We start from the raw sequence: 23,411 nt of genomic DNA on the forward strand, positions 1-23,411 counted from the left end.
GCGAGGAGTGTTCCGATGACCGTCCCATCCGAAATGAAGGCGCTGCTGCTTGTCGGCGATGGCTACACCAGGACACCGAGCGGCAGTGTGCTGGAGGCGATGGAGCCCTATCTCGAGCCGGGCAGCATCGCGGTGCCGACACCGGGCCCCAGCCAGGTGCTGATCAAGGTCAGCCTCGCCTCGATCAATCCGTCCGATGTCGCCTTCGTCAAGGGCCAGTACGGCCAGCCGCGTGCCAAGGGCCAGCCGGCCGGCTTCGAGGGTGTCGGCATTGTCGTCGCCAGCGGGGACGAGCCCTATCCCAAAAGCCTGATCGGCAAGCGCGTGGCTTTTGCCACCGGCGTCACCAACTGGGGCTCGTGGGCCGACTATGCCGTCGCCGAGGCGGCTGCCTGCATCCCGCTGCTCGACACCGTTCGCGACGAGGACGGTGCGGCGATGATCGTCAACCCGCTCACGGCGCTCGCCATGTTCGACATCGTCAAGGAGGAAGGCGAGAAGGCCTTCGTCATGACCGCCGGCGCCAGCCAGCTCTGCAAGCTGATCATCGGCCTGGCCAGCGAAGAGGGTTTCCGGCCGATCGTCACCGTGCGCCGTGACGACCAGATCGCGGCTCTGAATGCGCTTGGCGCGGCGCACGTGCTCAATGAAAGGGCGCCGGATTTCAAGGCGGCGTTGCGCGAGGTGATGAAGGCCGAACAGCCGCGCATCTTCCTTGACGCGGTAACCGGGCCGCTTGCCTCCGCCATCTTCGACGTCATGCCGAAGCGGTCGCGCTGGATCATCTATGGGCGGCTCGATCCCGAAGCCACCGTTATCCGCGAGCCCGGCCAACTGATCTTCCAGCACAAGCATATCGAAGGGTTTTGGCTGAGCGAGTGGATGCGCCAGTTCCGCGACCGTCGCGGCCCGGCGATCCTGGAAGCGCAGAAGCGCTTTTCCGATGGGCGCTGGTCGACCGACGTGACGGCGGTGGTGCCGCTTGCCGAAGCAATGGCGCGGCTGCCAGCCGAACTGGCCAAGCCCAACGGCAAGGTGTTCATCAAGCCTTGAACGAAAATGGCTGGCGAGCGAAGTCCAGTTACTGCAAAAAAGGGGCTGCTTGTGAGAAAATGGTGGTTTGTCCCGATTGTCCTCATGTCGATGGCCAGTACCATTGGTGCACAGGCTGCCGAAAAGTTCCCGCCGTTTTGGCGCAAGGCGATGACGAACGATCCCAGTACGAATTACTTTCTCAAGAAATATTCGGCCCCGCTGGATGATCCTGCCGGGACCGCGGTCAGGAATATCATGCTGGCGCGGGTCGTCGGCGCCGAATGTCAGGCCTCCAGACTCAACAAGGCCAAGATCAAAGCCTATCGCGACAGGATGATCGGGCCGCTCACGCCTGAGCAACTCAAAACAGCTGCATTTGAAGGTGGTAGTGCGTTGCGCAGTTTCAACTACCAGGATCTCGCTCACCTCTGTGCCGGCATCGACTATCAGTTCGGGTCGAAAGGCGTGCTGATCCCGGGGGCTGTTCTTGCTGGTAAGGGCGAGCCGAAATATCCCTTTGATCCGCGCAACCCCTATTTTCGTTTGCCCGAATTCACTGGCGATTAGTCAGGTCGCCAGCCTCGGACGGCAGCCATGAAGGTGGGAACGCATATTCGAGGCGAAGGAGGTGCGGCCCTGACGTTCGTCAGCCCCCTATGCCACGCCGCTTCGTCCGTGATATGCCGCCGCCATCGAATGCCGGGACAGGCTGGACTGATCCAGTTCCGGGATTGTGTGGAGCGCCTTGATGACGATTTCCAAGCCGGTTTTCGACCGTTTGGGGTTTGGCCTGTGGATCGGAGCGTTCCTGGTCGTTCTTGCCCTGGTCCTGTGGTCACCGCACACGCGGACGGTATGGCAGGCCTATATCGACGGCAGCGTGGCGCTTCAGGCCGGTCTGCCGCTCTACGACACCCAGTCCGAGATGGGGTATCTCTACGCGCCGGCCTTTGCCGCGCTCTACACTCCAATAGTCAAGCTTGGTCCGCATCTGGGCGGCTTGGTTTGGCATTCCATTGGCTTTGCGGTGCTGACCTACGCCGCGATGCGGCAGGTGCGCAAGCTCGGCGGCGGCGAACTGACATGGCTGCTTTCTTTCGGTCTTTTCCTCGCTTTGCCGATGGCGGTGGGGGCGATCCGCAACGGCCAGGCGACGATCCTTTTGACCGGCGCTTGCTGGCTTCTCACCCTGTCGGCGCTGGAAGGGCGGCGGGCGGAGACGTTCTTCTGGGCTTCGCTTGCCATCATCGCCAAGCCGACCGCGATCATAATGCTGTTGTTGGTAGGAGCCCTTCGGCTCCGGTTGATACCGGTGCTGGTGCTGGCGCTGCTGTTCGTGCTGGCACTGCCTTACGCTTTTGCTCCCGCCGGCTATCTCAACGATCAGTATCGTGTCTTCATCCAGATGCTGACCTCCATGGCCGTCGACAACACCAGCCATTTCGTGCCCACCGATTTCACGGCACCGTTCACCACGATAGGACTGCCGATACCGGAAATCGGCGCAACGATCGTGCGCATGGTCATGGCCCTGTTTACGCTTTCTGCCGTCATCTGGTTCGACCGCAGGCTCGAACAGGGAAAGGCGGCGCTGGCGATCTTCCTGACAGCCACTTTCTACATGTGCGTCTTCAACCCGCGCGTCGAGCCAAACACCTTTGCCATGATCGCGGTACCAGCCGGTCTTGCCATCGCCCTGTTGTGGCGCGAAGAACGGGGCGGCGTCCTTGCCTCGGTGCTGTCGACGACGCTGTTCGTGACCGGGTTGAGCGGCGTCGAGCGCCATGTGCACGATTTCCTCTTCCCCTGGTTCCGGCCGGTCGCCGTCACTTTTATCGCCGGTTCGCTGATCTGGTGGTTCTGGGCCAAGGCACGGGAAAAGGTGGTGAATGCGGGAGTCGCGAATGGTTGAGTTGCGGCCGAGCCTCGATATTGTCGCACCGTTCTTCAACGAGGCGGCATCGGCATCGGCCTTCGCGTGCCTGCTGGGCGAGCTCGAAGTGGCCGTGGCACAACGCTTCGGCATGACCGTACACAAGATCCTCGTCGATGACGGCAGTCGTGACGATGGTGCCGTGCGGTTTTCGCAAGCGCTGACGGGGTCGTGGGAGATCGTGCGCCTCAGCCGCAATTTCGGCAAGGAAGTCGCGGTGCTCGCCGGCCTCGACCAGTCGCGCGGCGACATGGTGCTGATCATGGACGCCGACCTCCAGCATTCCCTGGACATCAGCCTGAAGCTGATCGCCGAGCTGGTGGACCATCCGGACATCGACGTCGTCTATGCGCAGAACGACCGCCGCGAGGCGAGCTGGCGGCGCAGCCAGCTTGCACGGCTTTTCTACAGCCTGATCAACTCGAGCCAGCGTTTCGATATTCCCGAAAATGCCGGCGACTTTCGCGTCATGCGCGGCGCCGTGGCGCGCGCGCTGACCAGCCTGCGCGACAAGCGGCGCTTCAACAAGGGCCTGTTTGCCTGGGCCGGCTTTCGCCAGATGGCGTTGCCCTATTCGCCGGAAGGCCGCGCCAGCGGCACGTCGAAATGGAGCCGGCTCAACCTGATCGCCTTCTCGCTCGAAGGTTTTACTTCCTTTTCCGTCATTCCCTTGCGTCTCATCAGCCTCAGCGGGCTGCTCGCGGCGTTGGCCGGTGCGCTCTATGGCGCCAAGGTGCTCTTCGAGGTGATCTTCTACGGCATTGCCGTTCCGGGCTACCCCAGCCTGCTGGTTGCCGTCGTCCTGCTCGGCGGCCTCAACCTGACCTTGCTTGGCCTGATCGGCGAATACGTCTGGGTCACGCTCAGCGAGAGCAAGGATCGCCCGGTCTATCTCGTGCGCGACGTCGTGCGCAGCGTGGCCCCCGCCGATCGGCCGGAGCCGGGCACTTCGAACAGATGACGCGGCGCATCCGCCTGATCGCCGACGACTACGGCCTGGCGCCCGGCGTTTCCGCCGCGATTCTCGACCTGCTCGATCGCGGCCGCCTGACCGGCACCAGCTGCATGACCGGGTTTCCGGAATGGGAAGCGGAGGCAGCGCGCATAAAACCGCTGTGCGGCCGGGCCGCGGTCGGGCTGCATCTCACCTTGACCGACCAGTTGGCCATTACCGGCCGGTCGAACCTGGCGCCGGAAGGCCGGCTGCCACCGCTCCGCGCACTGGCCTTGCCTGTTTTGCGCGACCGCATCGGCGAGCGCCATGTTCATGCCGAGCTTGACGCCCAGTACAGCCGCTTCGTCGAGGCGCTTGGCCGCCGCCCCGATTTCGTCGACGGGCATCAGCATGTGCATTTCCTTCCCGTCGTGCGCACATGGCTGCGCGCGCGGTTTCCAGAAGGCGCCGACAGGCCGGCCCTACGCGGCGGCCCGGCGCTGGCCGCAGGGTCGAAGGTCGCCGCGATTGCCGCGCTCGCTGCCGGGTTCAACCGTTCGATGCAGCGCGCCGGCTTCATCGTTTTCCAGCCGCTCGCCGGCATCTATGACTGGCGGCAGCCCGAAAAGTTCACTGCGGTTCTGCAGGCCGCCGTCGAAGGGTTGCCGGAACAAGGGCTGTTCATGTGCCATCCCGGCCATGTCGACGAGACGCTGCGCGCGCGCGACACGATGCAAGGTGCGCGCGAGGTCGAATTCGCGGCCCTGGCATCGGACGCGTTCGGAGCCAGCCTGGCCCGCGCCAATGTCGCAATCATGGATGGCAGGGGATGAACGACGCCGAGCGGCCCCCGCGTTCGACCGGCAGCAAGATCGTCCGCTTTGCCATTGTCGGACTGGCCAACACAGCCATCGACCTTGCCAGCTTCTTCCTGCTGCTCAAGCTCGGTGCTTCGCCGCTGCCGGCCAACGTTGCTGCCTGGTTCATCGCCGTCACCTTTTCCTTCGCGGCGAACGGCTTCTGGTCGTTCGAGCGCAATCGAGCCATCCGGCTGCGTGACGCATTCCTTCGCTTCGCCTCGCTTGGAGGGCTGATTTCGCTCGGCGTCTCCAGCCTCTCCATCGCGCTGTTTGCCGGCATCGCCGGAGTGTGGCCGGCAAAGATCGCCGGTGTCGTGGTGGCGGCGGTGCTGAATTTCCTCGCCGCGCGCTGGTCGATCGAAGGCCGGTTCTTGAGATAGGCGGAACTATTTTTCTTACGAAATTCCGGACGGAAAACCGCTACACACTTTTCCTTGGATTTCTTTACTCCGCCGGTTCCACATTGGTGTAGGCGGCTTCCTCCAACTCGCGCTTCAGTCGCGCTTCCTCATGGGTCTTCGGCGTGACGAAGCGGCCAAGCAAGAGATAGGCGACCGGCGTCAGGAACAGCGTCGAGACGGTGGCCAACCCCAGGCCGCCGACGATGACCCAGCCGAGCGCGACGCGCGCCTCGGCACCGGCGCCGCTCGCCAGCACCAGCGGCAAGCCGCCGAGCACGGTGCAGATCATCGTCATCATCACCGGCCGCACGCGGATGATCGAGGCCTGCTCGATCGCTTCGCGCACGCCAAGCCCGCGATCGCGCAGCTGGTTGGCGAATTCGACGATCAGGATGCCGTTCTTGGCCATGACGCCAACCAAAAGCACCAGGCCGATCTGGCTGTAGGCGTTGAGACTGGTGCCCGAGAGCAGAAGCGCGAAAATCGCGCAGGCCAGTCCCAGCGGCACCGTCGCCATGATGATGACGGCACTGACGAAACTTTCGAACTGGGCGGCCAGCACCAAAAGGATGATGACCAGCGCGAAGCCGAAAATGGTGATCATGGCGCTGTTGGTTTCGCCCAGCGTCGCCGCCTCGGCCAGAGGCAGGATGCGGCTGCCCGCAGGCAGCAGCGGCGTGGCGATCTCCTCGGCGCGGGTGAGCGCGTCGCCAAGTGCGAAGTCGCCACTGAGGTTGGAGGTGATGGCCACCGAGGGCTGCTGCTGTTCGCGCGACAGCGATGGCGGCACGGCACGTTCGGTCAGCGTGGCGATGGTCGACATCGGCACGAAACGTCCGTCTGCCGTCTTCAGGAAGATGTTTTCCAGATCGGTCGGATCGTTGATTGGATTGGTGGTCGAGACCAGCTTCACGCCGTAGCTGCGGTCGGCGATGTAGACGTCGACGACATCGTTGCCGTCGAGCATGGCCTGCAAGGTGTTGGCCAGTCCCGATATGTCGATGCCGAGGTCGGAGGCGCGCTCGCGGTCGATGGCCACGGCGAGCTGCGGTTGCGTCGGGTCGATCGACAGGCGCGGTGTCTGGAAGCGCGCGTCCTTCTGCATCTCGGCGATGATCTTCACGGCTGCGTCGCCGAGCGCCTTGCGGTCGTTGCCGACCAGCGCGAACTGCAGGCCGTTGCCGGCGCCACGGATGCCGAGGCTGTTGGGCTGTACCGGGAAGATGCGCACGCTCGGCACCTGCCTGGTCAACTGGCTGATCTCGGCCATGATCTCCTGCTGGCTGCGGCTGCGCTCGTTCCACGGCGCCAACGTCATCACCATGAAGCCGGAATTGTAGGAGCCGTTCTGGCCGGCATTCTCGAAGGTCGAGCGGATCTCGCCGGAATCGCGCATCGGCTGGATCAGTCTCTCGATCTTCTGCATCTGCTGCGTCGTATAGTCGAGGCTGACGCCTTGCGGGGCGCTGATGCGCAGAAGGACGGCGGCGCGGTCCTCGGTCGGCGTCAGCTCCTGGCGGATGGTGCCGAACAGCGTGAAGGCGGTGCCGGCAAACAGCACCGCGACCAGAAGCACGATCCATGGCGCGTCGAGGCAGGCGTGTAGGCCGCGCTTGTAGGCCGTACTGAGCGCGCCGCCGATGCGGGCGCCGATGCCATGGCCCCCTTCGTGGTGGAGCGATGCGCTGGTCAGCATGCGCGAGGCGAGCATCGGGCACAGCGTCAGCGCCACAACGCAGGACAATAGCACCGACATGGCAAGCACGAAGCCGAATTCGCGGAACAGGCCGCCGGTCTGGCCGGGCAGGAACGAAATCGGCACGAAGACGGCGACCAGCGTCAAGGTGGTGGCAATGACGGCGAAAAACACTTCCTGCGCGCCAAGCACGGCGGCGGCGCGGGGCCCCATGCCCTCATTGCGTCGTCGCACGATGTTTTCGAGCACGACGATGGCGTCGTCGACGACCAGTCCCGTCGCCAGCACCAGAGCGAGCAGGGTCAGGATGTTGACCGAGAAGCCGGCCAGATAGATGGCAGCGATGGTGCCGATCATGGCGACCGGCATCGACAGGCCGGGGATCAGCGTCGCGCGCCAGTCGAGGAGAAACACATAGATGACGATCAGCACCATGGTCACGGACAGGCCGAGTGCGATCTCGACCTCGTGCACCGCGCCCTTGACGAAGACGGCGTCGTCGCTGGTGATCTTGATCGACATGCCCTTGGGCAGGTTTTCCTGCAGCTTGGCGACGGCGGCCTGGACACCGGTCGAGATGTCCAGCGTGTTCGATTCCGCCTGGCGGATGATGCCGATGCCGATGCCGGTCTTGCCGTCCGAGCGCAGCGCGGTCTGGCCGACGTCGGGACCGAGCGTGACGGTGGCGACGTCGCGGATGCGCGTCGTGCCGCCGACAATGATGTTTTCGAACTCTTCCGGCGTGGTCACGTCGGCAGTCGTGCGGACGATCAGGTCCTGGTTGGTCGTGGTGATCGAACCGGCAGGGGAATCGAAAGCGACCGAGGCAAGGGCGGCCCTGAGATCGGCAACCGTGAAGCCGAGGCTGGCCAGCTTGTTCTGGTCGACATCGATGCGAAAGATCTTGTCGCGGTCGCCATAGACCTGGACGTCGGCAACGCCGGGCACGGCGGCAAGCTCGTCCTCGATCTGGTCCTGGACCACCACGGTCATGTCCTGGATCGACATGTTGTCCGAGGTCACCGCCAGTCGCATCACCGCGTCGGAATTGGCGTCGGCCTTGACGATGCGCGGCGGATCGGCGGTGTCGGGCATCTGATTGGCGACGCGGCCGACGGCATCACGCACGTCCGAGGCGGCGACATTCAGATCGACGCCGTCGTTGAACTCGATGGTGACGCGGCTCGAGCCGAACGAGGAAGACGACGAGATCGACTTGACGCCTGAGACGCGGGCGACGGCGCCCTCGATCGTGTCGGTCAGTTCGCGGTCGACGGTCTCGGCCGCCGCGCCCTCGAAGGTGGTGGAAACAGTGACGACCGCGCGATCGACATCAGGCAGTTCGCGGATCTCGACGCCGTAGAAAGCGGCCAGGCCGGCGACCGCAATCAGTGTGTTCAGCACGAAGGCCATGACCGGCCTGCGGATGAACAGGGCGGTGAAGCCGGTCTCGCTGGCGGTGTTGATGGTTCCGGTCATGAGCCTGCGGCGGCGTCCGCGGCGCGCTGCTCTTCGCCGGCAAGGCGAACCGCGCCGCCCTCGCTGACGCTCTGGGTGCCTTCTGTGACCACCATGTCGCCATTGTCGATCTCGGCGTCGATCAGCACGGTCTCGGTGTTGCGCTGGATGATGCGCACCGGGACCCGCCTGGCCTTGCCATCCTCGATCTGCCAGACATAGGCGCCGTCCGACCCCCACAGGATCGCCAGCGGGCTGACGGCCGGATAGGTTTGCCCCGGAAATTTCATGGTGATGCCGAACGACATGCCGGCGCGCAGCGAATCGGCCGGGTTGGCGATCTTGGCCTTGACCAGCAGGGTGCGGCTCTTTTCATCGATGTGGTTGTCGATGGCCGAAACGGTGCCGCTATAGGCGTTGCTGGGATTGGCGATCGGCGTCGCCGTCAATTGCGCACCGACCTTGACGGCGGCGGCGAAGCGCTCGGGTACCAGGAAATCGACCAGGATCGAGGACCGGTCGTCGAGCGTGGCGATGGCCGACTGGTTGGTGACATAATTGCCGGCCGAGATCGGCAGGATGCCGACGGTGCCGGCGATCGGCGCCAGGATCGACCGGCGCTGCAGTGCAAGTTCCGCGTCCTGAAGCGCCAGCTTGGCGCCCGCCAGCACCACCTCGGCGTCAGCCACGGCTACCGGGGTCGCGGCATTGGAGGCACGCAGCGACTTGACGCGGTCGAGCTTGGACTGAGCATCCTGCAAGGCGAGCTTGGCACGGTCCTGAGAGATCACTTCGGTCTCGGAATCGAGGGTGGCGAGGATCTGTCCCTTTTCGACATGGCTGCCGGATTCGACCAGCAGTTCGGCGAGGCGGCCGGAGCTGTAAGGATTGACGGTCACCGAGGCGTTGGCACGGCCGGTGCCGATCGCCTGCAGGCGGTCGTTGATAACAGCCGAAGTGGCCGCCAAGGCGACCACGTTTACCCGCTGGTTGCCGTTGCGGCCGTTTGCCTGCCTCGCGTTGGCGGCACCGGTTTCAGCCGGGGGCGTTGCCGCGTAAGCCCAGTCGATGCCCCAACGTGCCAGCACGTCCGGTGCGCCGGGATAAAAGCGCAGCCAGGCGGCTGCCGCCACCACCAGCACCACGAGTGCAAAAAGTATCTGTTTCCAGGCGGCCATCAGCACTCCGGTTGGTAAAACAATCCTTCCGTCTACCGGTTTCCCGAAATGAAGCAGACGCAGCGAGGCTATTGTAAGGCAAAGAAGCCGCCTCGATATCGCGTCTTTATGACAATTCTCCGGGGGCTGCGCACATTAAATATATGTAACGTTTGAGAAAATATGCGTAACGCTTCGGATCATCGCACATGCACTAACGCAGACTTTCCATCTCGCGAATGCGTTTGGCGCCTTCTGCTTCCAGTTGCCTGGTGACGGCGCCGATCAGCGTTTCGGCGACGACGAAAAGGGCCGCCGATGAATCCCATGCCGACGGCACTGCGGTTCGTCCGGCGATGACATGGCGAGCAAGGCGGGCGATCGGCGACAGCCACTGGTCGGTGAACAGCACGATCTGCACGCCACGCTGATGCGCCTTCTCGGCGAAGCGGAGGAGGCTGTCCTGGTAGCGCCTGATGTCGAAGATGACCAGTACGTCGCGCTTGCCCATGTCGATCAGCCGGTCACGCCACATGCTTTCCTGCCCGGCGAGGTGAAAGACATCCGGCTGGACGATGGCGAGGTGGGCGGCCATGTAGCGCGCCAGCGGATCGGTGAAGCGGCCGCCGATCAGGAAGGTCTTGCCGCGCCGGTCCGCTAGCCGGGCGGCGATGTCGGCAAGCTGCTTGTCGGACAGGTGCCTGAATGTCTCGCGCATATTGTCGAGCGTCGCTTCCAGCATCGGCGACACGGTCCCGCCGCCGGGCGAGGGCGGATTGAGCGTCCTTGTCGCCGGCGATTGCAGTTGCGCCGCCAGTTCGTCCTGCAGGCTCGACTGGAACTCCGGATAGTTCTGAAAGCCCAACCGGGCGACGAAACGCAGGATTGTCGGCGAGGAAACGCCGGCTGCGGCCGAGAATTCAGCGCCCGTTTTCAAGCCGATCATCGGGTAGAAGGCAATCAGTGTCTGGGCCGCGCGCCGTTCGCTGGCCGGCATCGTGCCGATGCGGTCGGCGATCAGTTCGGCAATGTTGGAAATCATCTTTTCCCCACCCTTGGCTCGGTCGATGGTCTTTTCCGAAATCGCATTTGACAAAGCCGGACAAACTGTATGAAATCATCCACAGGGGCGCAATGAGGCAAAATACGTAACATACGATACAGCGCTCCCCGGGGACGGCAGAGTATGGAGAAAGCACGGCCCGCCAGCCTTGCATCGTCTGATACCGTAAGGGTGACGAACCCCGGCGGATCAAGCCCTTTCGTGCTGACCTGCGATCACGCCTCGAACTTCCTGCCCGCCGAATTCGGCACGCTCGGCCTTGCTGTCGAGGACCTGTCGCGCCACATCGCCTGGGATCCCGGCGCGCTGCCGGTTGCCCGCCGCATGGCGCAGGCGCTCGACGCGACGCTGGTCGAAACCCGCATTTCGCGCCTTGTCATCGACTGCAACCGGCCGCTTGACGCGCCCGACCTGGTGCCGCCGGTCAGTGAGACAACGGCCATACCGGGCAATGCCGGCCTGTCGGAAAGTGAGCGTGCCGCGCGTGTCGCGCTTTCGTGGCGCCCTTTCCACGATACGATTGCGGATATCATCAGCCACAGGCTGTCACACGGTCAGGAAACGCGGCTGGTTTCGGTCCATTCCTTCACGCCGGTATACAAGGGCCGCAACCGGCCCTGGCATATCGGCATCATCCATGACGAGGATCGCCGGCTGGCGGCGCCGCTGATATCGGCGCTGAAGCGGCTTTCCGGTGTCACCGTCGGGGTCAACGAGCCGTATTCACCTGATGACCGAGTCTATTTCACGCTGGAACGGCATGCGCGCCCGCGCGGACTGCCCTGCGCGATGATCGAAATCCGCAATGACGAAATCGCCGGCGAGACCGGGCAGCGGAAATGGGCGGATCTGCTCACGGGCATTTTTTCGGATCTGGAGCCAGAGGAGGCCGGACACACCAGATCGCATTCAGTCGGAAAGTCAGTTCAATCGGCTAGCTAGGGCGGGATCTCATCCCGACCCGAAAACCAACAGGGGACACTAAAATGGCAGCACCGGGTTATACTGAAGTTGACAAGGCGGAGGACGTAAAGCACCTCCACAGCATGGGCTATGCCCAGGAATTGGAGCGGCGCCTCAGTCGCTTTTCGAACTTCGCCGTTTCCTTCTCCATCATCTGCATCCTGTCGGGCGGCATCAATTCGCTGGCCCAGGCCACCTCCGGCGCCGGCGGTATCGGCATCGGCATCGGCTGGCTGGTCGGCTGCTTCGTTTCGCTGACCTTTGCGGTCGCCATGTCGCAGATCAGCTCGGCCTATCCGACGGCCGGCGGCCTCTATCACTGGGGTTCGATCCTCGGCAACCGCGGCACCGGCTGGGTCACCGCATGGCTCAATCTGCTCGGCCTGATCACCGTGCTCGGCGCCATCAATGTCGGCACCTGGACGTTTTTCATCGGCGCTTTCGGCCCGACGCTCGGAATCGAAGGCACGCTGACAAACCAGATGATCTTTCTGATCATCATCACCGGCGCGCAGGCGCTGATCAACCATCTCGGCATCAAGCTGACGGCGAAGCTGACCGATTTCTCGGGCTATCTCATCTTCTTCGGCTCGATCCTGATCGCCATCGTCTGCCTGGCTTCCGCTGAGACCTGGGATTTCAGCCGTCTCTTCACCTTCAAGAACTATTCCGGGGACGCAGGCGCCGGCGTGTGGCCATCCGTCTCGAATGCCTGGGTGTTCGCGCTCGGCCTGTTGCTGCCGATCTACACGATCACCGGTTATGACGCTTCCGCGCACACCTCGGAGGAAACCATCAAGGCGGCTTCTTCCGTGCCGCGCGCCATGGTCATGTCGGTGATCTGGTCGGCCGTTTTCGGCTATCTGTTCCTGGCCGCCTTCGTGCTGATGATCCCGAACATGGACGATGCCGCCAAGCAGGGCTGGAACGTGTTCTTCTGGGCCTTCGACCAGCGCGTAAGCCCCGGCATCAAGGAGTTCGTCTACCTCGTCGTGTTCGTCGCGCAGCTGCTGTGCGGCCTTGCCACGGTGACGTCTGCCTCGCGCATGATCTTCGCCTTCTCGCGTGACGGCGGCCTGCCGGGTTCGGCGGCACTCGCCAAGGTCAGCCCGACCTACCGCACGCCGGTGGCGGCGATCTGGACGGCTTCGATCCTGTCGGTGCTGTTCGTCTGGGGTTCGACGCTGGTTTCGGTCGCAGGCACTTCGGCCTACACCATCGTGGTTTCCTGCACCGTCATCTTCCTGTTCCTCTCCTTCACCGTGCCGATCGTGCTCGGCATGCTCGCCTGGGGCACGCCGAAGTGGGACAAGATGGGTCCCTGGAACATGGGGCGCGGCGTGTTCATGCTGTTCGCCTTCCTGTCGATCGTCTCAATGATCCTGATCTTCATCATCGGCATCCAGCCGCCGAACGATTGGGCGCTCTACATCACCGTCGGCTTCTTCATCCTGACGGCAGTCGTCTGGTTCGGCTTCGAGAAGCGCCGCTTCCAGGGGCCGCCGCTCGGCGACATCATTGCGGCGCGTCAGGCGGCCATCAAGGCGGCCGAACAGGCAGTCGGCGAAACCGGCCACTGACCTCGACCATCATGGCCATGGCCGGCATCGTGCCGGCCATGGTTTCGTTCAACTCATTCAAAGCCCAAGCGCTGGAGTGCCAAAGGAATGGCCGGAAATTTCTCGTTCGATCAGTTGAAGAAAGCGGTCTCCAGCGGCGAGATCGACACCGTGCTGGCCTGCATCGTCGACATGCAGGGACGGCTGGCGGGAAAACGCTTCCTGGCGCAGTACTTCGTCGATTCCGCGCATGACGAAACGCATGGATGCAATTATCTGCTGGCCGCAGACATCGATATGGAGCCGGTGCCGGGCTACAAGGCGGCGAGCTGGTCGAAGGGCTATGGCGATTTCGTCATGAAGCCGGATCTCGCCACGCTGCGGCGCATTCCCTGGCTGGAAAAGACCGCGCTCGTGATCTGCGACGTGCTCGACCACCACACGCATGACGACCTGCCGCATTCGCCGCGCGCCATCTTGAAGAAGCAGGTCAAGCGGCTGAGCGAGCGCGGCTATATCGGCTATTTCGCATCCGAGCTCGAATTCTATCTGTTCAACGAGACCTACGATTCGGCCCGCAAGAAGCACTGGCAAAGTCTCGACACCGCATCGCCCTATATCGGCGACTACCAGATCGGCATCACCACCAAGGAAGAAGGCGTCATGCGCCGGCTTCGCAACGAAATGGAAGCGGCCGGCATTCCGATCGAGAATTCCAAGGGCGAGTGGGGTCCTGGCCAGGAAGAGATCAATGTGCGCTATGCCGAGGCGCTCGACATGGCCGACCGCCACGTCATCCTGAAGAACGGCGCCAAGGAAATCGCCGAGTCCGAGGGCAAGGCGATTTCGTTCATGTCCAAGTATAATTACGGGCTCGCCGGCAATTCCAGCCACATCCACAATTCGCTGTGGAGCGCCGACGGCAAGACACCGCTGTTCTTCGACAAAAAGGCCGACTGGACGCTGTCGACACTCGGCCAGCAATGGGCCGCCGGCCAGCTCAAATACGCCAAGGAATTCACCTGGTTCCTGGCGCCCTATATCAACTCCTACAAGCGCTTCCAGGCCGGCACCTTCGCGCCGACCAAGATCATGTGGAGCGAAGACAACCGCACCGCAGGCTTCCGCCTGTGCGGCGAGGGCACCAAGGGCATCCGCATGGAATGCCGCATCGGTGGCGCCGACCTCAACCCGTATCTTGCTTTCGCAGCCCTGATCGCCGCCGGCCTTGCCGGCATCGACGAAAAGCTGGAATTGCAGAAGCCGTTCGTCGGCGATGCCTATCAGGCATCTCGCCTGCCGGAGATTCCGAAGACGCTGCGCGATGCCACCGACACGCTGGCGAAGTCGAAGATGCTCAAGCAGGCGCTCGGCGAGGATGTGCTCGAACACTATGTCCACACCGCAAAGTGGGAGCAGTTCGAATACGACCGCCGGATTACGGATTGGGAACTGCACAGAGGTTTCGAGCGGTATTAGGTATCGGCGGTTCGTCGGCGCCACCCCTTCACTCTTAGCCTTTCCCCGTGGGGAGAGGCTGTCGGCAGGCAGATGAGGGGCAGCGCCAGGCCACACGATTTTGTTGTAGAATACGAGGACTTACAAAATGACCGAGACGGTCAAACTCATTACCCCCGTCGATGGCTCGATCTATGCCGAGCGGCCGATTGCTACAGACCAGGCGATCAACGCCGCAGTGGAACGCGCCAAGGCGGCGCAAGAGAAGTGGGCTGAGACACCTATCGTCGAGCGCGGCAAGTACATGTTGGCTATGCTGGAAGCGCTGGTCGCGATGACCGACGAGATCGTGCCGGAAATCGCCTGGCAGATGGGGCGGCCCGTGCGCTATGGCGGCGAATTCGGCGGCGTCAGGGAACGCACCAACTACATGGTCGAGATCGCCGAGCAGGCGCTCAAATCGGTGCCGGCCTCCAACCCCAAGGACGGTTTCCGCCGCTATGTGAAGAAAGACCCGCTCGGCGTCGTCATGGTGATCGCGCCGTGGAATTATCCCTATCTGACCGCCGTCAACACCATCGTGCCGGCGCTGATGGCCGGCAACACCGTGATCCTGAAGCATGCGGCGCAGACGCTGCTGGTCGGCGAGCGCTTTCAGCAGGCTTTCGACAAGATCGGCCTGCCCAAGGGCGTGTTCCAGAATGTCGTGCTGAACCACGCCCAGACCGAAAGGCTGCTCGGCTCGGGCAAGATCGACCACGTCAATTTCACCGGTTCGGTCGGCGGCGGCCGCGCCATCGAAAAGGCGGCGGCGGGCACCTTCATGACGCTCGGCCTCGAGCTTGGCGGCAAGGATCCGGCCTATGTGCTGCCCGACGCCAAGATGGACCATGCGGTCGCCAATCTGGTCGACGGCGCCTTCTACAATTCCGGCCAGTGCTGCTGCGGCATCGAACGCGTTTATGTGCACGAGAAGGTCTATGACGAATTCGTCGAAGGCTTCATCGCCGAGACAAAGAACTATGTCGTCGGCAATCCGCTCGATCAGGCGACGACGATGGGACCGATGGCGCAGGCGCGCTTTGCTGACCTGATCCGTGAACAGAAGGCGGAAGCGCTGCGCAAGGGTGCCAAGGCGCACATCAACATGAAGGTGGCTAACGACAAGGCTGGTTCGCCTTATCTGGCACCTGAGGTGCTGACAGAAGTCGATCATCAGATGAGCGTCATGCGCGAGGAAAGCTTTGGCCCGATCGTCGGCATCATGAAGGTGCGCAACGACGAAGAGGCGATCGCGCTGATGAACGACAGTCCCTACGGGCTGACCGCTTCGATCTGGACGCGCGATACCGAGCATGCCGTGGCGATCGGCAACCGCGTCGAGACCGGCACGGTGTTCATGAACCGCTGCGACTACCTCGACCCGGCCTTGGTCTGGACCGGCGTCAAGGACACCGGCAAGGGTGCGGGCTTGTCGGCCATCGGCTACGACAATCTGACCCGGCCGAAATCATTCCATCTGCGCGAAGCCATCTGATTTATTGAAAGACAAAAATGTCCAAGCTGATCTCCAAATGGAACTACCCCACCACCGTCCGCTTCGGCGCCGGCCGCATCAAGGAATTGCCTGAGGTGCTGGCGGCCACCGGCATCAAGCGGCCGTTGTTCGTCACCGACCCTGGACTGGCGAAACTGCCGGTCGTCGCCTCGACGCTGAAGATACTCGACGACGCCAAGGTTCCTTACGGCGTCTTCTCCGAGGTCAGGCCTAACCCGGTCGAGTCCAATCTGACCGCCGGCATCGCCGTGTTCAAGAAGGGCAAACATGACGGCGTCATCGCCTTCGGCGGCGGTTCGGCGCTCGATCTCGGCAAGCTGATCGCCTTCCAGGTCGGGCAGGTCAGGCCGGTATGGGATTTCGAGGATGTCGACGACTGGTGGACGCGCGCCAATTCGGACGCCATCGCGCCGATCATCGCCGTGCCGACCACCGCCGGGACCGGATCGGAAGTTGGCCGCGCCGGCGTTATCACCAATGAGGCGACGCACACCAAGAAGGTCATCTTCCATCCGAAACTTTTGCCAGCAATCGTTATTGCCGATCCGGAGCTGTCGGTCGGCATGCCCGGCTTCATCACCGCCGGCACCGGCATGGATGCGCTCGCCCACTGTCTCGAGGCCTATTGCGCGCCGGGCTATCATCCGATGGCCGACGGCATCGCCGTCGAAGGTGTGAGGCTGGTCTTCGAGAACCTGCCGAAGGCCTATGCCAACGGCAGGGATCTCGTCGCGCGCGCCCACATGATGAGCGCCGCCGCCATGGGCGCCACTGCCTTCCAGAAGGGGCTCGGCGCCATCCATTCGCTGTCGCATCCGGTCGGTGCGCTCTATGACACCCATCACGGCATGACCAATGCGGTGTTCATGCCCTATGTGCTCGCCTTCAACCGTGACTCCATCGAGGAGCGTATCGGCCGGCTCGCCGCCTATTGCGGCATCAAGGGCGGCTTCGACGGGTTCGCCAAGGCGATTATCAAGCTGCGCAAGGAATTGAAGGTGCCGCATGCGCTGCCGGGCCTTATCAAGGGGCTCGACATGGACAAGAAGCGCAAGGCGCTGATCGCCGACATGGCGGTGGTCGATCCGACCGCCGGCGGTAACCCGGTCAAGCTGACCAAGAAGGCGGCGCTGACCTTGCTCGAAAACGCCATTGCCGGCACGGTCTGAGGCGTTTTCCGCGCCGCAAAGTGATCTGAAAAGGGGCTATGAAAACAAGGGGGAGGATGACGGGCAAGGCACAAACTAGTTAGCCGGAAAAAGAATCGCGGAGCGATTGCTACATCAGGTTAAAAAGAGTTTACTTTTTCGCACTGCGAGCAGCCGCTTTCACAAAGCTTTCATCTGGCTGTCACATGAAAACGATACCGCATCGCAGGCGTCCAACGGCGTCAGTTCAACGGAGAGAACACATGTTCAAGTTCACGGGGAAAGTGCTTTCCCTTTCGGCCGCGGCGCTTTTCGCGTCGACGGTGATTTCGTCCGCGGATTCGCTGGACGATCTCGTCAAGGCTGCCAAGGCGGAAGGCCAGCTCACCACCATCGCGCTGCCGCATGACTGGTGCGGCTATGGCGATGTCATCGCAGGTTTCAAGGCGAAGTATCCGGAAATCACCGTCAACGAACTCAACCCCGACGCCGGCTCCGGCGACGAGGTCGAGGCGATCAAGGCCAACAAGGACAACAAGGGCCCGCAGGCGCCCGACGTCATCGACGTCGGCCTGTCCTTCGGCCCGACCGCCAAGGCCGATGGCCTGATCCAGCCTTACAAGGTGTCGACCTGGGACTCGATCCCCGACAGCGCCAAGGATGCCGACGGCTTCTGGTACGGCGACTATTACGGCGTTCTGTCGTTCATGGTGAACAAGGACCTGATCAAGGAATCGCCCACCGACTGGGCCGACCTCTTGAAGCCGGAATTCGCCAACGCGGTCGCTCTTGCCGGCGATCCGCGCGTTTCAAACCAGGCCATCCAGGCTGTCTACGCCGCCGGCCTTTCCGGTGGCGCCGCAGCCGGTGAAGCTGCCGGCACTGCTGGCCTAGACTTCTTCAAGAAGCTCAACGCCGCCGGCAATTTCGTTCCGGTCGTGGGCAAGCCGGCAACGCTTGCCCAGGGTCAGACCCCGATCCTGATCAACTGGGACTACAACGCGCTCGCCGGCCGCGACACGCTGAAGGGCAACCCGCCCGTCGACGTCATCGTGCCGAAGACCGGCGTCGTCGCCGGCGTCTACGTGCAGGCGATCAGCGCCTACGCGCCGCATCCGAATGCAGCCAAGCTGTGGATGGAATACCTCTACTCCGACGAAGGCCAGATCGGCTGGCTGAAGGGCTATTGCCACCCGATCCGCTTCAACGATCTCGCCAAGAACGGCAAGATCCCGGCGGACGTGCTGGCCAAGCTGCCGCCGGCGGAATCCTATGCCTCGGCCGCGTTCCCGTCGCTCGACGAGCAGGCTAAGGCCAAGGAAGCTATCAGCAAGAACTGGGACGCCACTGTCGGCGCCAACGTCAAGTAAGACTTGAAATCCACCGGGCGGCCGCGAGGCCGCCCGGTCCTTCCTCGAAGACGGTAGCCGGCGCATGACCGATCTCTCGCTTTCAAATCAGGCATTCGCCACCAAGCCGGTGCCGCCGAAGGAGGCGACCGCCTTCCGCTTGCCGACGCAATGGATCGGCGTGGCGCCGTTCTTCATCTTTGCCCTAATGTTCTTGATCCTGCCCACGCTCTATCTCGTCGTGGGAGCCTTCCGGAACGGTGAAGGCGGGTTCACGCTCGACAATATTCTGCAGCTGGTCAGCGATCCGTCGATCAGCAATTCCTACTGGTCTTCGATCAAGATCAGTTTCTGGTCGGCCATCATCGGGGCGTTTGCCGGGCTCGCCATCGCGATCGCGATCGTGCGCGGCGGACTGCCAAGCTGGACGCGCTCCGCGACCCTGACGTTTTCGGGCGTCGCCTCGAATTTTGCCGGCTTGCCGCTCGCCTTCGCGTTCCTGGCTACGCTCGGCCGTGTCGGTATCGTCACGACGCTTCTGCGTGACGTGCTCAACATCAACATTTACGCGATGGGCTTCAATTTTCTCACCACAACGGGCCTGATCGCGGTCTATCTGTTCTTTCAGATTCCCCTGATGGTGGTCATCATCGTGCCAGCCATCGATGGCTTGAAGAAGGAGTGGGGCGAGGCTGCGGCCACGCTCGGTGCCACGCAGGCGCAGTACTGGCGCATGGTTGTCATCCCTGTGATATGGCCGAGTTTTCTCGGTACGGTCATCCTGTTGTTTGCGAACGCCTTCGGCGCCATCGCCACCGCTTATGCGTTTGCCGGTCCGACGCTTAATATCGTTCCGATCAAGCTCTACTCGCAGATGAACGGCGACGTGCTGCACAACCCGCAACTCGCTTATGCCATAGCCTTTGGCATGATCGTCATCACCGGGCTTGCGAATGTCTTCTACATCTGGTTTCGGACTCGGTCCGAAAGGTGGCTCAAATGAAGTCAGGTAAGTTCTGGGCCTGGGTCGTCTTTGTTGTCGGGGCTGCCTATTTCTTTATTCCGTTGATGGCGACGGTCGAGTTCTCGCTGCGCATGCGGCGCGGCGTCCACTCCTTCGACGCCTATCAAGTCGTGCTGGGAGACGCGCGCTTCCAGTCAACTTTCCTTTTTTCAGTCATCGCTGCCCTCTGCACCATTATCCTGGGGGTGCTGATCGTGGTGCCGGCGGCATACTGGATCCGGCTGCGTCTGCCTCAGCTCAGGCCAATCGTCGAATTCATCACCCTTTTGCCGCTGGTCATTCCGGCAATCGTCATCGTCTTCGGCTATATCAGGATGTACGGCTCGAACTCGCCGCTGCCATTCTTGGCAAGCAATTGGGGTGCGAACGCGTTGCTTGTCATTGGCTATACGACGCTGTCTCTGCCTTACATGTATCGGGCCGTTGACACCGGTCTGCGCACCATCGATGTGCGTACGCTGACCGAAGCCGCGCAAATTCTGGGTGCGGGCTGGGGCACCATCATCACCCGCGTCATCCTGCCCAATGTGCTGATCGCGGTGCTGTCCGGCGCATTCCTGACTTTCGCCATCGTCATTGGCGAGTTTACAATGGCCAGCCTGCTCAGCCGTCCGGCTTTCGGCCCGTATCTGCAGAACATCGGCGCCAACCGTGCATACGAGCCCGCAGCCCTTGCAGTGATCGCCTTCGCCATCACCTGGGGCTGCATGTCGCTGATCCAGATCCTGTCCCGCTTCGCGCCGAAATCGGCGAACCGCCCAAATTGATCGAGAGAACCACGCCATGGCCGACCCATTCCTCTCCATCCAGCACGTTCGAAAATCTTTCGGCGCCACCACGGTGGTGGAGGACTTCAATCTCGACGTAGAGCGCGGCGAATTCGTCTCCTTCCTCGGGCCATCCGGCTGCGGCAAGACGACGGTGTTGCGCATGGTTGCCGGTTTCGAGGAGCCGAGCGCGGGCACGATCGTCGTCAGCGGCAAGGACATTACGAGACTGAAGCCCAACCAGCGCAATGTCGGCATGGTGTTCCAGGCCTATGCGCTGTTCCCGAACCTGACCGTGGCGCAGAATATCGGCTTCGGCTTGAAGGTCGCCGGCATGCCGAGGGCGGACATCGATGCCCGCGTCGCCGAGATGCTCGGCATCATCAAGCTGCCGCAGATGGCGGATCGCTATCCCTACCAGCTCTCGGGCGGCCAGCAGCAGCGCATCGCGCTAGCCCGCGCCATCGCGCCGAAGCCAAAGCTGCTGCTGCTCGACGAGCCGCTGTCGGCGCTAGACGCCAAGGTGCGCGTGTCGCTGCGCGAGGAAATCCGGTCGATCCAGAAGAAGCTCGGCATCACCACCATCTTCGTCACGCACGACCAGGAAGAAGCGCTGTCGATCTCGGACCGCATCGCCGTCATGTATGGCGGCAAGGCCGAGCAGGTCGGCACGCCATTCGAGATCTACAACCGGCCGGCAACCAAGTTCGTCGCCAATTTCGTCGGCACGCTGAATGTGCTGGAAGGCACCGTCACCGATGCCGCCGCGGGCACGGTGCGGGTCAATTCCGAACAGGTCTCGCTCAAGGGCAAGCTCAACGGTTCCAAGTCGGGCGACACGCTGTCCCTGGCGCTGCGTCCGGAAGCTATTTCGCTGGGCCGCCAGCCTGGCCGTGACTCCAGCCTATCCGGAGAAATCTCCGAAGTGCATTTCCTCGGATCGGTCATCCGGGTTCGTGTCGGCATCGGCGGCAACACGGTCTCGCTCGACACGTTCAACAGCCCGGCAACGCCGCCCCCCGCAGTTGGTGAGAAGGCCGAGATCTCGTTTTCTTCGAGCGATATGCTCGTGCTGCACTAGGCTGCTGCGCTTGTTTGGAATGAATGGCTGTATCCCGGTTAGCGAAGGGGGAAGGATGCTTCCGCCCGCGTGGCATGGGCTGCAGTGCAGGGAAGTCCGCGTTTAAGCGAGCCCCATATCAGATGATTTCAATGTCGGTGTGGACGGCGATTTGTCAGGAAGCAATTCGAGGTATTTTCTGCCGGCTCGAGCTTGCCGGGCAATCAACAATTTCCAGCCGCTTTGCCGCTGCCAGAATCTCGCTTCCCGGCTATAAGAGGCCATGGTTCTTTTCGAACTGACACTCGTTCTGCTGTTGATCGCCGTTGCGCTGACGGCGCTGTCGCGGCGCGTGCAGGTTCCTTATCCCTCTTTGCTGGCGCTGGCAGGGGTGGCCATCGCCTTCGTGCCTGGCGTGCCGACCATCGAGATCGACCCGGAACTGGCGCTTGCCCTGTTCATCGCGCCGGTGCTGCTCGACGCCGCCTATGACACGTCACTGCGCGATCTCAACCGCTACAAGGTGCCGCTTGTACTGCTGGCGCTTGGTGCCGTCCTTTTCACGACAGCGACGGTGGCGCTGGCCGGCTGGGCGATGGCAGGTCTGCCGATTGCCGCGGCCATAGCGCTTGGCGCCATCGTGGCGCCGCCCGATGCGGTTGCGGCATCGGCCGTGCTTGGCCAGTTCAAGGTGCCGCATCGCATCACTGCCATTCTGCAAGGCGAGAGCCTGCTTAACGACGCCACCGCGCTGCTGATTTACCGAATGGCGATTTCTGCGGCAGCAGGCTCCATTCTGCTGAGCAGCGCCGTTCCGATGATCCTGCTGTCCACGCTCGGCAGTCTTGCGGCCGGCTATCTGCTTGGCCGGTTGTCTCTGATGACGCTGGGCCGGATCGAGGACCCGGCGAGCGGCACTGTGGTGCAATTTGCCGGCACGTTCGGGGTCTGGATCCTGGCCGACAGGATCGGACTGTCGGCCATCATCACCATAGTCGTCTATGCCATGACGATCGCCCGCACCGCGCCGCGCCGCATGCCGGCCAGAAACCGCATCAGCTCTTATTCCGTCTGGGAAACGGCGGTCTTTGTGCTCAATGTTCTGGCTTTCGTGCTGATGGGCCTGCAGGCGCGTACGATCGTCGGCCGGCTTGCCGGGCAGGGGCAGACCGATGCGTTCGTCCTGGCCGGGACAGTGCTCGCCATCGTTATCGTCTCACGCTTCGTCTGGGTTCTGGGGTGCGGCGCGATTATCAGGTGGTTTGACCGTTTCGGCGTGGCTGATCGTCAGCGTGACGCTCCGTCGTTTCGTGGCGGCGTGCTGATCGGCTGGTGCGGGATGCGCGGTTTGGTGACGCTTGCGGCGGCATTCGCCCTGCCGGCTGAATTCCCGGCCCGCGACCCGATCGTGCTCGCTGCCTTCACGGTCGTCCTCGGCACGCTGGTGCTGCAAGGCATGAGCCTGAAGCCGCTGCTGCGCCTTTTGAATCTCAATCCTGACGAAACGGTCGACCGCGAGGTTGCGCAGGCGCGCGTTGTGGTCATGCAGGCGGCGCTCGACATATTGAGCGGCAAGACATCGGACGCTGCGGCCGCGGTGCGCGAGCAATATGCCGCTCAACGCAAGATCGCCAAAAACCCCGACGATGCCCAGGCGGCGACCGAATATGACCGCTTGCGTCTTTATGCGATCAAGAGCCAGCGCGACGCGCTGGAGGAATTGCGCCGCAACGGGACGATTGGCGACGAAGCCTATCATCGCCTTGAGGAAGAGATCGACTGGACCGAACTGGCCGCGTCGCCACCCGGCCGGTTCCAGCCGCTGAATACTTGAGGCATCGCACGCCGTTTTCCGGCGCACGGAAAATACCGAAGTGCTTCGGGATCGGTGCATGATCCCGGTCAGGGGCAAGGCTGGTCCAAGCCACGTCCATTCTCCTGCACATTGCAACCGTGGCATCGAACCGCTACTGCCAACACGAAATTGA

The 23,411-nt window shown here is 62.7% G+C and carries 19 protein-coding genes; 16 read left to right on the forward strand and 3 right to left on the reverse strand.

Annotated features, from left to right (window positions below; all coding sequences use genetic code 11):
- Nucleotides 1-15 precede the first annotated feature (15 nt).
- From EN949_RS01795 to EN949_RS01820, 6 genes are all read left to right on the forward strand, one after another.
- Nucleotides 16-1,053, forward strand: a complete 1,038-nt coding sequence (locus EN949_RS01795; RefSeq protein WP_127365854.1) for a zinc-binding dehydrogenase — start codon at nt 16-18, stop codon at nt 1,051-1,053.
- 84 nt (nt 1,054-1,137) lie between these two features.
- On the forward strand, nt 1,138-1,602 hold the full coding sequence (locus EN949_RS01800) for a hypothetical protein (RefSeq protein ID WP_050580448.1): 465 nt from the start codon (nt 1,138-1,140) through the stop codon (nt 1,600-1,602).
- Between the two features lie 181 nt (nt 1,603-1,783).
- Nucleotides 1,784-2,947, forward strand: a complete 1,164-nt coding sequence (locus EN949_RS01805; RefSeq protein WP_013529673.1) for a glycosyltransferase 87 family protein — start codon at nt 1,784-1,786, stop codon at nt 2,945-2,947.
- Entirely contained in the window at nt 2,940-3,929 is a 990-nt protein-coding gene (locus EN949_RS01810) for a glycosyltransferase family 2 protein (RefSeq protein ID WP_013529674.1), read from the forward strand. The genes EN949_RS01805 and EN949_RS01810 overlap by 8 nt, the downstream gene beginning before the upstream one ends.
- Nucleotides 3,926-4,735: a ChbG/HpnK family deacetylase gene (locus EN949_RS01815; protein WP_127365855.1), complete on the forward strand. Its 810-nt coding sequence runs from the start codon at nt 3,926-3,928 to the stop codon at nt 4,733-4,735. Before EN949_RS01810 ends, EN949_RS01815 begins: the two co-directional genes overlap by 4 nt.
- Nucleotides 4,732-5,142 carry a GtrA family protein gene (locus EN949_RS01820; RefSeq protein WP_127365856.1) on the forward strand — a complete coding sequence of 137 codons (411 nt, stop codon included), beginning with the start codon at nt 4,732-4,734 and terminating at the stop codon, nt 5,140-5,142. Before EN949_RS01815 ends, EN949_RS01820 begins: the two co-directional genes overlap by 4 nt.
- Before the next feature lie 64 nt (nt 5,143-5,206).
- On the opposite strand, the gene EN949_RS01825 is transcribed toward EN949_RS01820, so the two are convergent.
- The 3 genes from EN949_RS01825 to EN949_RS01835 all read right to left on the reverse strand — a co-directional run bounded on the left by EN949_RS01825 (nt 5,207) and on the right by EN949_RS01835 (nt 10,516).
- Nucleotides 5,207-8,338, reverse strand: a complete 3,132-nt coding sequence (locus EN949_RS01825) for an efflux RND transporter permease subunit (RefSeq protein ID WP_127370809.1) — start codon at nt 8,336-8,338, stop codon at nt 5,207-5,209.
- A complete protein-coding gene (locus EN949_RS01830; RefSeq protein ID WP_063170332.1) occupies nt 8,335-9,495 on the reverse strand; it encodes an efflux RND transporter periplasmic adaptor subunit in 1,161 nt (386 codons plus the stop codon). The genes EN949_RS01825 and EN949_RS01830 overlap by 4 nt, the downstream gene beginning before the upstream one ends.
- Nucleotides 9,496-9,688: 193 nt before the next feature.
- The gene (locus tag EN949_RS01835; RefSeq protein WP_127371620.1) at nt 9,689-10,516 is read right to left on the reverse strand and encodes a MurR/RpiR family transcriptional regulator; all 828 of its coding nucleotides are present in this window, start codon (nt 10,514-10,516) and stop codon (nt 9,689-9,691) included.
- Nucleotides 10,517-10,660: 144 nt separating this feature from the next.
- On the opposite strand from EN949_RS01835, the gene EN949_RS01840 reads away from it, so the two are divergent.
- The 10 genes from EN949_RS01840 (at nt 10,661) to EN949_RS01885 (ending at nt 23,257) form a co-directional block, all read left to right on the forward strand.
- On the forward strand, nt 10,661-11,479 hold the full coding sequence (locus EN949_RS01840; protein WP_127366004.1) for an N-formylglutamate amidohydrolase: 819 nt from the start codon (nt 10,661-10,663) through the stop codon (nt 11,477-11,479).
- A gap of 44 nt (nt 11,480-11,523) precedes the next feature.
- Entirely contained in the window at nt 11,524-13,080 is a 1,557-nt protein-coding gene (locus EN949_RS01845) for an amino acid permease (RefSeq protein WP_013529681.1), read from the forward strand.
- An 87-nt stretch (nt 13,081-13,167) separates the two neighbouring features.
- On the forward strand, nt 13,168-14,538 hold the full coding sequence (locus EN949_RS01850; RefSeq protein WP_024502759.1) for a glutamine synthetase family protein: 1,371 nt from the start codon (nt 13,168-13,170) through the stop codon (nt 14,536-14,538).
- A 127-nt stretch (nt 14,539-14,665) separates the two neighbouring features.
- Nucleotides 14,666-16,054 (forward strand): aldehyde dehydrogenase family protein, encoded by a 1,389-nt coding sequence (locus EN949_RS01855; RefSeq protein WP_063168962.1) that lies wholly within the window; start codon nt 14,666-14,668, stop codon nt 16,052-16,054.
- Between the two features lie 17 nt (nt 16,055-16,071).
- Complete coding sequence (locus EN949_RS01860) at nt 16,072-17,244, forward strand: iron-containing alcohol dehydrogenase (RefSeq protein WP_063168961.1); 1,173 nt, start codon at nt 16,072-16,074, stop codon at nt 17,242-17,244.
- A gap of 242 nt (nt 17,245-17,486) precedes the next feature.
- On the forward strand, nt 17,487-18,593 hold the full coding sequence (locus EN949_RS01865; protein WP_013529685.1) for an ABC transporter substrate-binding protein: 1,107 nt from the start codon (nt 17,487-17,489) through the stop codon (nt 18,591-18,593).
- A gap of 187 nt (nt 18,594-18,780) precedes the next feature.
- A complete protein-coding gene (locus tag EN949_RS01870; protein ID WP_224621361.1) occupies nt 18,781-19,575 on the forward strand; it encodes an ABC transporter permease subunit in 795 nt (264 codons plus the stop codon).
- Entirely contained in the window at nt 19,572-20,363 is a 792-nt protein-coding gene (locus tag EN949_RS01875) for an ABC transporter permease (RefSeq protein WP_013529687.1), read from the forward strand. The genes EN949_RS01870 and EN949_RS01875 overlap by 4 nt, the downstream gene beginning before the upstream one ends.
- Nucleotides 20,364-20,379: 16 nt before the next feature.
- Entirely contained in the window at nt 20,380-21,444 is a 1,065-nt protein-coding gene (locus tag EN949_RS01880; RefSeq protein ID WP_013529688.1) for an ABC transporter ATP-binding protein, read from the forward strand.
- 262 nt (nt 21,445-21,706) lie between these two features.
- The gene (locus tag EN949_RS01885) at nt 21,707-23,257 is read left to right on the forward strand and encodes a sodium:proton antiporter (RefSeq protein WP_027161381.1); all 1,551 of its coding nucleotides are present in this window, start codon (nt 21,707-21,709) and stop codon (nt 23,255-23,257) included.
- Nucleotides 23,258-23,411 lie beyond the last annotated feature (154 nt).

It is taken from the genome of Mesorhizobium sp. M7A.F.Ca.US.007.01.2.1, assembly GCF_003998165.1.
In the GTDB taxonomy this organism is placed as follows: Bacteria; Pseudomonadota; Alphaproteobacteria; order Rhizobiales; family Rhizobiaceae; genus Mesorhizobium; species Mesorhizobium ciceri.

Bases quoted from the DNA above. Each gene is read 5' to 3' on its own strand.
- EN949_RS01795 (WP_127365854.1), top strand. From the start codon at position 16: ATGACCGTCCCATCCGAAATGAAGGCGCTGCTGCTTGTCGGCGATGGC.
- EN949_RS01800 (WP_050580448.1), top strand. From the start codon at position 1,138: ATGTCGATGGCCAGTACCATTGGTGCACAGGCTGCCGAAAAGTTCCCG.
- EN949_RS01805 (WP_013529673.1), top strand. From the start codon at position 1,784: ATGACGATTTCCAAGCCGGTTTTCGACCGTTTGGGGTTTGGCCTGTGG.
- EN949_RS01810 (WP_013529674.1), top strand. From the start codon at position 2,940: ATGGTTGAGTTGCGGCCGAGCCTCGATATTGTCGCACCGTTCTTCAAC.
- EN949_RS01815 (WP_127365855.1), top strand. From the start codon at position 3,926: ATGACGCGGCGCATCCGCCTGATCGCCGACGACTACGGCCTGGCGCCC.
- EN949_RS01820 (WP_127365856.1), top strand. From the start codon at position 4,732: ATGAACGACGCCGAGCGGCCCCCGCGTTCGACCGGCAGCAAGATCGTC.
- EN949_RS01825 (WP_127370809.1), bottom strand. From the start codon at position 8,338: ATGACCGGAACCATCAACACCGCCAGCGAGACCGGCTTCACCGCCCTG.
- EN949_RS01830 (WP_063170332.1), bottom strand. From the start codon at position 9,495: ATGGCCGCCTGGAAACAGATACTTTTTGCACTCGTGGTGCTGGTGGTG.
- EN949_RS01835 (WP_127371620.1), bottom strand. From the start codon at position 10,516: ATGATTTCCAACATTGCCGAACTGATCGCCGACCGCATCGGCACGATG.
- EN949_RS01840 (WP_127366004.1), top strand. From the start codon at position 10,661: ATGGAGAAAGCACGGCCCGCCAGCCTTGCATCGTCTGATACCGTAAGG.
- EN949_RS01845 (WP_013529681.1), top strand. From the start codon at position 11,524: ATGGCAGCACCGGGTTATACTGAAGTTGACAAGGCGGAGGACGTAAAG.
- EN949_RS01850 (WP_024502759.1), top strand. From the start codon at position 13,168: ATGGCCGGAAATTTCTCGTTCGATCAGTTGAAGAAAGCGGTCTCCAGC.
- EN949_RS01855 (WP_063168962.1), top strand. From the start codon at position 14,666: ATGACCGAGACGGTCAAACTCATTACCCCCGTCGATGGCTCGATCTAT.
- EN949_RS01860 (WP_063168961.1), top strand. From the start codon at position 16,072: ATGTCCAAGCTGATCTCCAAATGGAACTACCCCACCACCGTCCGCTTC.
- EN949_RS01865 (WP_013529685.1), top strand. From the start codon at position 17,487: ATGTTCAAGTTCACGGGGAAAGTGCTTTCCCTTTCGGCCGCGGCGCTT.
- EN949_RS01870 (WP_224621361.1), top strand. From the start codon at position 18,781: ATGTTCTTGATCCTGCCCACGCTCTATCTCGTCGTGGGAGCCTTCCGG.
- EN949_RS01875 (WP_013529687.1), top strand. From the start codon at position 19,572: ATGAAGTCAGGTAAGTTCTGGGCCTGGGTCGTCTTTGTTGTCGGGGCT.
- EN949_RS01880 (WP_013529688.1), top strand. From the start codon at position 20,380: ATGGCCGACCCATTCCTCTCCATCCAGCACGTTCGAAAATCTTTCGGC.
- EN949_RS01885 (WP_027161381.1), top strand. From the start codon at position 21,707: ATGGTTCTTTTCGAACTGACACTCGTTCTGCTGTTGATCGCCGTTGCG.